Source organism: Pseudoalteromonas sp. KS88 (genome assembly GCF_004766475.1).
GTDB lineage: Bacteria > Pseudomonadota > Gammaproteobacteria > Enterobacterales > Alteromonadaceae > Pseudoalteromonas.
Genome location: NZ_PYHV01000015.1, coordinates 71,610 through 80,698 on the forward strand (window position 1 = coordinate 71,610; position 9,089 = coordinate 80,698).

At 40.0% G+C, this 9,089-nt stretch carries 10 protein-coding genes, 1 rRNA gene and 1 riboswitch; of the genes, 4 read left to right on the forward strand and 7 right to left on the reverse strand.

Annotated features, from left to right (window positions below; all coding sequences use genetic code 11):
- Positions 1 to 34: 34 nt before the first annotated feature.
- A riboswitch (TPP riboswitch) is annotated at positions 35 to 145 on the reverse strand.
- A gap of 52 nt (positions 146 to 197) precedes the next feature.
- Together C7Y70_RS09920 and C7Y70_RS09925 are read right to left on the reverse strand one after the other, a co-directional pair.
- Positions 198 to 599 (reverse strand): META domain-containing protein, encoded by a 402-nt coding sequence (locus C7Y70_RS09920; protein WP_245321468.1) that lies wholly within the window; start codon positions 597 to 599, stop codon positions 198 to 200.
- A gap of 129 nt (positions 600 to 728) precedes the next feature.
- Complete coding sequence (locus tag C7Y70_RS09925) at positions 729 to 1,124, reverse strand: acyl-CoA thioesterase (protein WP_135474764.1); 396 nt, start codon at positions 1,122 to 1,124, stop codon at positions 729 to 731.
- A 120-nt stretch (positions 1,125 to 1,244) separates the two neighbouring features.
- Here C7Y70_RS09925 and C7Y70_RS09930 point away from each other — a divergent pair, with 120 nt between their 5' ends.
- Positions 1,245 to 3,338 carry a TonB-dependent receptor gene (locus C7Y70_RS09930; RefSeq protein WP_135474765.1) on the forward strand — a complete coding sequence of 698 codons (2,094 nt, stop codon included), beginning with the start codon at positions 1,245 to 1,247 and terminating at the stop codon, positions 3,336 to 3,338.
- A 69-nt stretch (positions 3,339 to 3,407) separates the two neighbouring features.
- Here C7Y70_RS09930 and epmA read toward each other — a convergent pair whose 3' ends face one another.
- Together epmA and efp are read right to left on the reverse strand one after the other, a co-directional pair.
- Complete coding sequence (gene epmA, locus C7Y70_RS09935) at positions 3,408 to 4,382, reverse strand: elongation factor P--(R)-beta-lysine ligase (RefSeq protein ID WP_135474767.1); 975 nt, start codon at positions 4,380 to 4,382, stop codon at positions 3,408 to 3,410.
- Positions 4,383 to 4,441: 59 nt separating this feature from the next.
- A complete protein-coding gene (gene efp, locus C7Y70_RS09940; protein ID WP_099297804.1) occupies positions 4,442 to 5,008 on the reverse strand; it encodes an elongation factor P in 567 nt (188 codons plus the stop codon).
- Between the two features lie 42 nt (positions 5,009 to 5,050).
- On the opposite strand from efp, the gene epmB reads away from it, so the two are divergent.
- Positions 5,051 to 6,064: an EF-P beta-lysylation protein EpmB gene (gene epmB / locus C7Y70_RS09945; RefSeq protein ID WP_135474769.1), complete on the forward strand. Its 1,014-nt coding sequence runs from the start codon at positions 5,051 to 5,053 to the stop codon at positions 6,062 to 6,064.
- Here the strand turns inward: epmB and C7Y70_RS09950 are convergent.
- Positions 6,061 to 6,270, reverse strand: coding sequence for a hypothetical protein (locus tag C7Y70_RS09950; protein ID WP_099297796.1), 210 nt, complete (start codon positions 6,268 to 6,270; stop codon positions 6,061 to 6,063). The genes epmB and C7Y70_RS09950 overlap by 4 nt on opposite strands.
- Positions 6,271 to 6,342: 72 nt before the next feature.
- On the opposite strand from C7Y70_RS09950, the gene C7Y70_RS09955 reads away from it, so the two are divergent.
- Complete coding sequence (locus C7Y70_RS09955; RefSeq protein WP_135474771.1) at positions 6,343 to 6,633, forward strand: prephenate dehydrogenase; 291 nt, start codon at positions 6,343 to 6,345, stop codon at positions 6,631 to 6,633.
- Between the two features lie 42 nt (positions 6,634 to 6,675).
- Here the strand turns inward: C7Y70_RS09955 and C7Y70_RS09960 are convergent, their stop codons facing one another.
- On the reverse strand, positions 6,676 to 7,173 hold the full coding sequence (locus C7Y70_RS09960; RefSeq protein WP_135474773.1) for a DUF3016 domain-containing protein: 498 nt from the start codon (positions 7,171 to 7,173) through the stop codon (positions 6,676 to 6,678).
- Between the two features lie 223 nt (positions 7,174 to 7,396).
- Here C7Y70_RS09960 and galE point away from each other — a divergent pair, with 223 nt between their 5' ends.
- Positions 7,397 to 8,410, forward strand: coding sequence for a UDP-glucose 4-epimerase GalE (gene galE / locus C7Y70_RS09965; protein ID WP_135474775.1), 1,014 nt, complete (start codon positions 7,397 to 7,399; stop codon positions 8,408 to 8,410).
- Between the two features lie 451 nt (positions 8,411 to 8,861).
- On the opposite strand, the gene rrf is transcribed toward galE, so the two are convergent.
- A 5S ribosomal RNA gene (gene rrf / locus C7Y70_RS09970) occupies positions 8,862 to 8,976 on the reverse strand.
- Positions 8,977 to 9,089 lie beyond the last annotated feature (113 nt).

Genomic DNA, 9,089 nt, shown 5'->3' on the forward strand with positions numbered 1-9,089 from the left:
CAGTACTTGTGGCCAAAACATGGCGCACAAGCACCAGTAAAGGCAGCTTGTTCCCTACGCAGGTGTTAGCCTGATCAGGTTCACGGATCCCGCTTTCGCGATCTCAGCCTTTAAGTTAATACTCAAGGCACTCCGACAAGTAAAATTCTTTGATTTCGAGGTTGAGTGTACGTTAGATGGTGTAAGCCTGCAAGCGGTTAACTTGCAGGAATAAACACAAAAGTTTGCTCGCCATTTAAAATCAGCTGCTGCGATTGCAACTGAACTTGCGCACCTTGCTTTAGCGAGTCTAATAGCTGTTGCTCAAATTGATCGAGTTGCTCGCCACATGATTTTCTCGTCATACCGAGTTTATTAATACTTAGCTGGTTATTAGTTAAATCACCTTCACCAAAAAACTTATTACAACCGGCAAAGCCATTAACTTGCAATGCTTCAATAAAACTTAACGACGCGCTATATGACGCAGGAATTGCTAAACCATCTACACGTGATAGTTGCCACTTAGTGTATTTTAATTGCTCACTGGTGACTGTCCCTGTCGATGAGCAGCCAATACAAAGACCGATAATAAGCATCGGTATTGCTGCTAATTTCATGTAATTATTAACCTAAAATTCAATCTGAACATAATAACAATAATTAACCATAGATACCGTTAATAATGCATGTTTTTAATGTAAAAAATTGTTCTAAGATAGTAATAAACTTTCAATACCAAAGCTTATTTAGGCTAATTGAAACACCTTATCAATTTCTTCTGGTAAAAAAGGACGACCCTGCTCATTCACAGAAGTACCTATTACCAGCGCTTTAAGCATTACTTTATCATCATGTTTACGTATCACAGTTTGACGAAAACCAAACTTTAAGCGACTAATGCGCTCAGGCTCTACTACTACATAGAATTCATCATCTGGTTTAAGTGATTGCTTATAATCCATTTCACTACGCATGACTACTAGATTTATTTTATCGCGAGCAAGTTTAGCAAAATCAATACCATTGGCATGTAAGAACTCATGACGAGCATGTTCAAGATAGTTAAAGTAGACACTGTTATTTACAATTCCTTGCAGATCACATTCATAATCACGCACTTTAAAATCCACTTTAAAGGTCATATTAATATTCCTAATTATGTATACTGTGCGCGTTTATAGCATATTTATACAGCTGGTATCACGACTTTAATGAGAATAGTTGTTATCATGCACGTCCCTGAAATGGAGTTAAGAAACCGAATGAAACTACGTCTGCCTTTAATTACTGCTGCACTATTACCATTATTGAGCGTTCCAGCGCTTGCTGAAGATACCGACCTTGAAAAAATAGTGGTCACTGGAGACTTCCAAAAAGAAAGCATTCAAACATTAAGCGCTAGTGCGAGTTTATTCAGTAAGCACGAAATTAATGACCGTGGTGCCACATTCTTAGATGAAATGCTTGCCAGTGCTGCCAATGTAAACTTTAGTGCTGGAGCATCTCGCGGACGCTATATTCAAATAAGGGGCGTGGGCTTACGCTCTCAATTTGTTGATCCTATTAATCCATCCGTTGGATTAGTTATTGATGGTATTAACTACTCAGGACTCGGTGGCAGCTCATTACTATTTGATGTAGACCAAATTGAAATTTATCGCGGCCCGCAAGGTACTCGCTTTGGTGCTGATGGCATGGCGGGTATGATTCAAATGGAATCAGCTGACCCGACACTCGATCCAAGTGTAAAAGTGCAGCTTGGGGCGGGTAACTACAACAGTTATGAAGCTGGTGTAGCTGCAGGCGTTGGCATTACTGACACTACAGCAATACGCGGTAGCATTTACCAGCGTGAGTCTGATGGCTACCAAGATAACTTATACCTAAATAGACCAACACAACAACAAGACGAAATGGTTAGCCGCTTTAAATTACAAAGCCAACTTAGCGATCATTTACGCTCAGAACTAAGCGTTCATTACATTGATATCAACAACGGCTATGATGCATTTACCCTTGATAACAGCCGTAATAGCGTCGCTGATGAGCCAGGCCAGGATAACCAAGAGAGTATTGCTGTTGGCCTTGCCAATATTTACACTGGCTTTGATTTGTTTGACGTTAGTTTAAACCTATCAGGTATTGATAGTGACCTCCTTTACAGCTTTGATGAAGATTGGGTGTGTAATGATACTAGTAAGCCAACTCTGTGTGCTGCTGGCATTCATCCTGAGGGTTATAGCTCGACAGATGTTTACTTGCGTGATCGTCAAGACCAAGCCGCTGAGCTACAATTTAACGGTAAAGGTGGAAACTGGGTCGCAGGGCTTTATTACCAAGGCCGAGATGTTGATCTAGAACGCCAATATACTTGGCTTGCAAACCCATTTTTATCAACTTACGAAACGAGTAACATTGCAGCTTACGGTCAATTAGCGACACCAATTGGTAATAAAACCACTTTAGTTACCGGCCTACGTGTTGAGCAGTACCAAGGTGATTACACTGATAACAATGGCTTTATTAATGATACTGACGATATTATGGTTGGTGGTAAATTAGCCCTTGAGTATCAAGTTATTGACCGCACCATGATCTACACAAGCCTGACCCGTGGTTACAAGGCCGGTGGTATTAATTCAGAAGCACTGGCTAAAGCGAAAGATGATGGACTAAACCTCGATGCCGACTTTTTCCAAAATCATACAAGTTTTGCACCTGAGTATCTGTGGAGCGGTGAGTTTGGTGTTAAAGGAAGCTCATTAGATGACAAATTCGTCCTTCGCTTAGCTGCATTCTATATGTATCGCGAAGATATGCAGCTTAAAGCATGGCAAGTAGAAGGCCAAAAGTTTACTGGCTATGTTGATAACGCAAGTTCGGGTGAAAACTACGGCCTTGAAATTGAAGGTAGTTATCAGTTAACCGATGATCTATTTTTGACTGGTAGTGCTGGTTATTTAAATACTAAAATCAACGATTTTGTTGCAAAGTCAGGTTTAGACCAAGATGGCCGCGAGCAAGCACAATCACCTAAATATCAATACGCATTTACTGCCCGTTACAACTTTACCAACGAGTTGTTTGCGACCATAGGTGTTGAAGGCAAAGATGATTACTACTTCTCTGATAGCCACAACTCGCAAGCTCCGAGTGTTAACTTAGTTAACTTCACTGCAGGTTACGAGGCGGATATGTGGTCAATACGTGCATGGGCTCGTAACGTGTTTGATGAAGAGGTGCCTACTCGTGGTTTCGAATTTGGTAATGATCCAACTGACGGCTGGCAAACACATACCTACACCCAATTTGGTGAGCCAATGGTTGCAGGTGTTACGTTCATATACGAATTGTAATTAATAGGTGCTAGGTTATTAGGTACTAGGATTTCCTAGCATCGAGTTACCTAGTACCTAGCTCTTCAATTAAGCCCTATCTACATCAAATGCGATGACTTCTTTTATTGTTTGTTTTTGTGTCGCTAACATCACTAACCTATCAATCCCAAGTGCGACACCTGCACATTGCGGCAAGCCATGCTCTAGCGCTTTAATTAAGCGCGAGTCTATAGGCACTTCTGGTAAGTTATTTGCTTTACGATAGACATTATCATCCATAAACCTTTTAGCTTGCTCCTGAGCGTCTGTAAGCTCATTAAAGCCATTCGCCAGCTCCATGTTCTGATAATACAACTCAAACCGCCCAGCAACGCGCTCATCGTGTTCACAAATGCTTGCTAAAGCGGCTTGAGAGGCTGGAAAGTGGTATACAAAGCAAGGTCTATCTTGGCCTATCGTAGGCTCAACTTTCATGCAGAATAACAATTGTAATAACGTGTCCCGGTGGGTTTCATCTGCAGCAATATCAGCAAAACCTTGCTCTATGGCAAGTTGCTGTAATTGATAGAGTGAAGCCGTTAGCGGATCAAGACCCAGTACTTGTTCGAAAGCTCGTTGATAAGTTAAACGCTCTGCGGGCATTACACCGAGAACTAACTGCATTAACTCATCTATTTCATCCATTAATGCAAACTCATCAAACCCAGGGCGATACCATTCCATCATGGTAAACTCAGGATTATGATGCTTTCCTGCCTCTTCATTTCTAAATGCTTTACAGATCTGATAAATAGCACCACTATCAGCCGCTAATAGCCGTTTCATCGCAAATTCAGGCGATGTTTGCAGGTATAAATCGAGCCCTGCAGCATGACCAGGGCCAACAAAATGAGTTTTAAAGCTAGCCAGATGGATATCCGTTACACTTGCTGCGCTTAGGCTAGGCGTTTCAACTTCCATTACATTACGTTGATAAAAAAACTCGCGAATGGCCCGTAAAATTTCGGCTCGTTGCTGCAAGGTTGCAACCTGTGCACTTGGCTCCCAAAGATCTGCTGACATAATTTTCTCCAAAAAAAATCCCAGCCTAAAGCCGGGATTCTATTAAACAGTGTTATTACTTACTTAACACGGCCTACGTATTCACCACTACGAGTGTCTACTTTAATTACTTCACCAATTTGTACAAACAAAGGAACACGTACTACAGCACCTGTGCTTAATGTAGCTGGCTTACCACCAGTACCCGCAGTGTCACCTTTTAGGCCAGGATCTGTTTCAGTGATCTCAAGCTCAACAAAGTTAGGCGGTGTTACAGCGATTGGGCTGCCGTTCCATAATGTAATAGTACATAGGTCGTTTTCAACGAGCCATTTAACAGCATCGCCCAACGCTTTTTCATCTGCGGCAATTTGCTCAAACGTTTCGTTATTCATGAAATGCCAAAACTCACCATCGGTATAAAGATAAGCAAGATCGGTATCCATTACATCAGCGCCTTCAACTGATTCGCCTGATTTAAATGTTTTTTCAAGCACTTTGCCAGAGATAAGCTTACGGATTCGAACACGGTTAAACGCTTGGCCTTTACCAGGTTTAACCATTTCATTTTCTAAAATACTGCAAGGTTCGCCGTCCATCATAATTTTTAGGCCGCCCTTGAACTCATTAGTGCTATAATTCGCCATCGTTTCCTCTGTCTAATAATTTTTCGAGTAATCTACTTACCAATGATACAAAGAAATGAAGCAAATTTGCATAAAAACTGGCAAAAAGAATTAGCTAATGTAGTTACTTGCCCAAAAACCTTGCTAGAAATGGTCGGGCTTTCAAGCCAAGTACATGAAAAGGACACAAAAGCTCGCAGTTTATTCCCTGTGCGCGTACCTGTCCCTTTTATAAAAAAAATGCGCTATGGTGATATTAACGACCCACTTTTATTGCAGGTCATGCCTCGCCATCAAGAGTTTATTGAAAAAAAAGGTTTTAGTAACGACCCGCTAGCAGAGCAAGACAATACACAAACAGGCTTACTCCATAAATATAAGTCTAGAGTGCTGGTTATGTTTAAGACGGGCTGTGCGGTGAATTGTAGATATTGCTTTCGTCGTCATTTTCCTTATCAAGAAAATCAATTAAACAAACGCAGCTTACTTGATGCATTAGAATATATAAAATCAGACAGTAATATCAACGAAGTTATTCTCAGTGGCGGCGACCCACTGATGGCCAAAGATGATGCAATTAGTTGGTTTATGGATGAACTTGAACAGCTACCGCAAATTAAGCGCATGCGTATTCATAGTCGTCTTCCCGTTGTGATCCCAGCGCGTATCACTAATGAACTGTGCCAGCGTTTAGCAAACTCTCCTCTAAAAATAGTCTTTATAAATCACATTAATCATGCCAATGAGATAGATGATGATTTTAAAACCGCAATGCAACAATTAAAAAAAGCGGGTGTAACATTATTGAATCAAGCGGTAATCTTAAAAGATGTGAATGATTCAAGCTCAGCACAAATTGCATTAAGCGAAGCATTATTTGATGCAGACATATTACCTTATTATCTTTACCTATTAGATAAAGTAGCTGGCGCGAGTCACTTTGATATAGAAGAAAAACAAGCACGTAAAATAATGGCAGATATGCTTATTGCATTGCCAGGATTTTTAGTGCCTAAACTCGTTCGAGAAATTGGTGGGCAGCAAAGCAAAACCCCCATCGATCTTAAACTGATTTAAACGTACACGTTTACGTTGTTGCCTAAAGTTGCAGTAACAGATTTAGCGGGGGTCTGTGCTACGCTAGTATTTGCTGCGCCTTCAATCAGCGCGAGAGCAGCCGCACCATCCGCTTTTTGTTGCTTTTTAGCAAGTGCAGCACTGTATACCTCTGCACTTTCACCTGCACCAGTCATCGCTGGAAGGTTTCCACCTGATATATTCATAGTTCAATACCTGACATTTATTTGCAATCCAAGTACTATATCGGCATTGCAAGTTAAAGCTTTAGGAAAAAAATGGAATCAATTATTGAGCAACTTAATGCCAACTTAAAAATCGTTTATCGTCAATCACTTGATGCTGATAAAAAGTTAGATGACCTTCAACAACAAGGTCATGGAAAATTCAAAGCACTATTCCCTGCAGACGCTGGTTTCGATTTCGAAGCTAAACGCTTCAAACCTTACGTACTAGACGTTGCCGCAGATGTTGAGAGTTTAAGCTCAGATGGTTTAGATGAAGAAAAGCTCAAAACAACAGTACTTAAACTACAAAAGTTATTACAATTATTATCAACGTTCAAATAATTTTAAAGGCGCTTACTTAAAAAAGTCAGCGCTTTAAATACATTATTGTGGATCTACTTTAGGGATTATCTCTTTATCGAACCATTCAGTGATCATGCGTTTATCATAGTAAAACTCTTCATCACGCCCTCTTTTAATTCTATCCATAAAGCCCATATCTTTTAGTGAAACATTGTTATTTTCACTCAAAATTTGCCCGTCTTTATCAGTTACAGAGTATTTAAATTCAATACGAGGAATATAAATTGGCTTAATAATTCTAAACTCATTCATGCCTCCAAACTGCACATCACCAGCCAAATCAAGCTCAGTCACCTCAACATTAAACTTATAACCTTTAGGTAGTTTTGCAGCAAGTTTATTAAAATGCTTCTCAAAACTAGCGGCAATACGTTTATGATAAGCCCCCTTAACATCATTAGAAGGGCGCACGTCACGATAATCATCAAAATCATGCCACTTAACGACCGCTTCACCCGCGTGTGCAAATGCAGGAACTAAAACAAACATTGCCACAGCAATTTTTTTTAATGTATTCATATATTATTCTCCAAAAACACTCGGGATGACTTTGATTAAAATATTAGCAGCTACAACTTAACTATAGCTTAATCCTTTTTACTATCATTGTTATCATTTATATAAAATGTGTAATCAAAGATACAGTAAAAAACTCGATGCAAAAAAATAATAAATTTAAAACATGTAATAGCAGGTATTTTATGGTGAAATTAGCTTAATTAAGCTTATTTATGGAGATTTCATGACAATTTTAGTAACAGGTGGTGCAGGATATATCGGTTCGCACACCGTCGTTGAGTTATTAGCACAAAATAGCGATGTTGTTGTGATTGATAACTTGAGTAACTCTTCGCTCGAGTCACTAAACAGAGTGAAAACGATAACAGGTAAAAGCACGCAGTTTTATCAAGGTGACATTCTTGATAAGAATTTTCTAGATGGTGTTTTTAATAAGCATAATATTGATAGTGTAATACATTTTGCAGGGCTTAAAGCCGTTGGTGAATCAGTTGAAAAGCCAATTGAATATTATCAAAACAATGTTCAAGGCACCCTCACATTAGTGGATGCAATGCGCGATGCTGGTGTATTTAAACTTGTTTTTAGCTCATCTGCCACTGTTTATGGGGACCCAGCAAGTTTGCCTATTAAAGAAGACTTTCCAGTAGGTGGCACTACAAATCCCTATGGCACATCAAAACTGATGGTTGAAATGATGCTACAAGATATCGCTAAATCTGATGAGCGATTTGCTTTTGCAATATTACGTTATTTTAACCCTGTGGGTGCTCACGAATCAGGCTTAATCGGTGAAGACCCTAATGGCATTCCAAATAACCTACTTCCATATATCTCACAGGTTGCTGTAGGTAAGTTGCAGCAGTTGGGCGTGTTTGGGGATGACTACGATACCGTGGATGGTACCGGTGTTCGAGATTATATTCATGTAGTTGATCTAGCGCTTGGCCACTTAAAAGCACTTAACAAAATTGATCAAGATACTGGTGCACATGTTTATAATCTTGGCACAGGTAATGGCTACTCAGTACTTGAAATGCTTAATGCTTTTAGCAAAGCCTGCGGTAAGGAAATTCCTTATCAGTTGTCACCACGTAGGCCAGGTGATATCGCAGCCTGTTATGCTGCACCAGAAAAAGCTTTCAAAGAGCTAGGTTGGCAAGCTGAACGTGGTATAGATATTATGATGCAAGACACTTGGCGTTGGCAAAGTAATAACCCTAACGGGTATAAATAAAAGTACCTACCAAATCTATAAAACCGCTTTTAAGCGGTTTTTTTTATGTCTAAAAAATACGAGCATGTCGTGAATTTTGCAATTAACCACGACAAAACTTAACCTCTTTTAAAGGGATATATTGGACTCTAAAGTGGTCTTCGCGTTCGTTTATCCGTGGGTGTCAAATACTCAACCCACGCTACGGTGGTCAGGTTGACGCTGTGAGGCTTAAAGAAGAGAGCTATACTTTAACTAATGCTACGCAGTAGGATGGCGTAGTGCCCACAGCGGTAGAGAGACACATAACAAATGCTACATCTCATCGTCCGTGGTTTTATTTATCCGTGGGTTTCGTGATACTCAACCCACGCTACGGTGTAGTGGTTGACGCTGTGAGGGTCGCTATTGCACTTTATTTCAGACAATAAAAAACCCGTCACATTGCTGTAACGGGTTTCTTTAATTTGGAGCCTGGCGATGACCTACTTTCACATAACAAATGCTACACTATCATCGGCGCTGTTTCGTTTCACTACTGAGTTCGGCATGGGGTCAGGTGGGTCCAAAACGCTATTGTCACCAAGCAAATTTTGTGTAAGTTCGATTTAATCAAACTTACTAAAATTTGGAATTTCTGATAATAAAGTCTTCAAGTATCTACTTTAGTTATATTAACTTCTTCGCTTGTTTCACTATC

What these genes read in the sequence shown, in the direction of transcription:
- epmB (WP_135474769.1), top strand. Translation starts at nt 5,051, where the DNA reads ATGATACAAAGAAATGAAGCAAATTTGCATAAAAACTGGCAAAAAGAA.
- C7Y70_RS09925 (WP_135474764.1), bottom strand. Translation starts at nt 1,124, where the DNA reads ATGACCTTTAAAGTGGATTTTAAAGTGCGTGATTATGAATGTGATCTG.
- C7Y70_RS09955 (WP_135474771.1), top strand. Translation starts at nt 6,343, where the DNA reads ATGGAATCAATTATTGAGCAACTTAATGCCAACTTAAAAATCGTTTAT.
- galE (WP_135474775.1), top strand. Translation starts at nt 7,397, where the DNA reads ATGACAATTTTAGTAACAGGTGGTGCAGGATATATCGGTTCGCACACC.
- C7Y70_RS09930 (WP_135474765.1), top strand. Translation starts at nt 1,245, where the DNA reads ATGAAACTACGTCTGCCTTTAATTACTGCTGCACTATTACCATTATTG.
- C7Y70_RS09920 (WP_245321468.1), bottom strand. Translation starts at nt 599, where the DNA reads ATGAAATTAGCAGCAATACCGATGCTTATTATCGGTCTTTGTATTGGC.
- epmA (WP_135474767.1), bottom strand. Translation starts at nt 4,382, where the DNA reads ATGTCAGCAGATCTTTGGGAGCCAAGTGCACAGGTTGCAACCTTGCAG.
- C7Y70_RS09950 (WP_099297796.1), bottom strand. Translation starts at nt 6,270, where the DNA reads ATGAATATATCAGGTGGAAACCTTCCAGCGATGACTGGTGCAGGTGAA.
- efp (WP_099297804.1), bottom strand. Translation starts at nt 5,008, where the DNA reads ATGGCGAATTATAGCACTAATGAGTTCAAGGGCGGCCTAAAAATTATG.
- C7Y70_RS09960 (WP_135474773.1), bottom strand. Translation starts at nt 7,173, where the DNA reads ATGAATACATTAAAAAAAATTGCTGTGGCAATGTTTGTTTTAGTTCCT.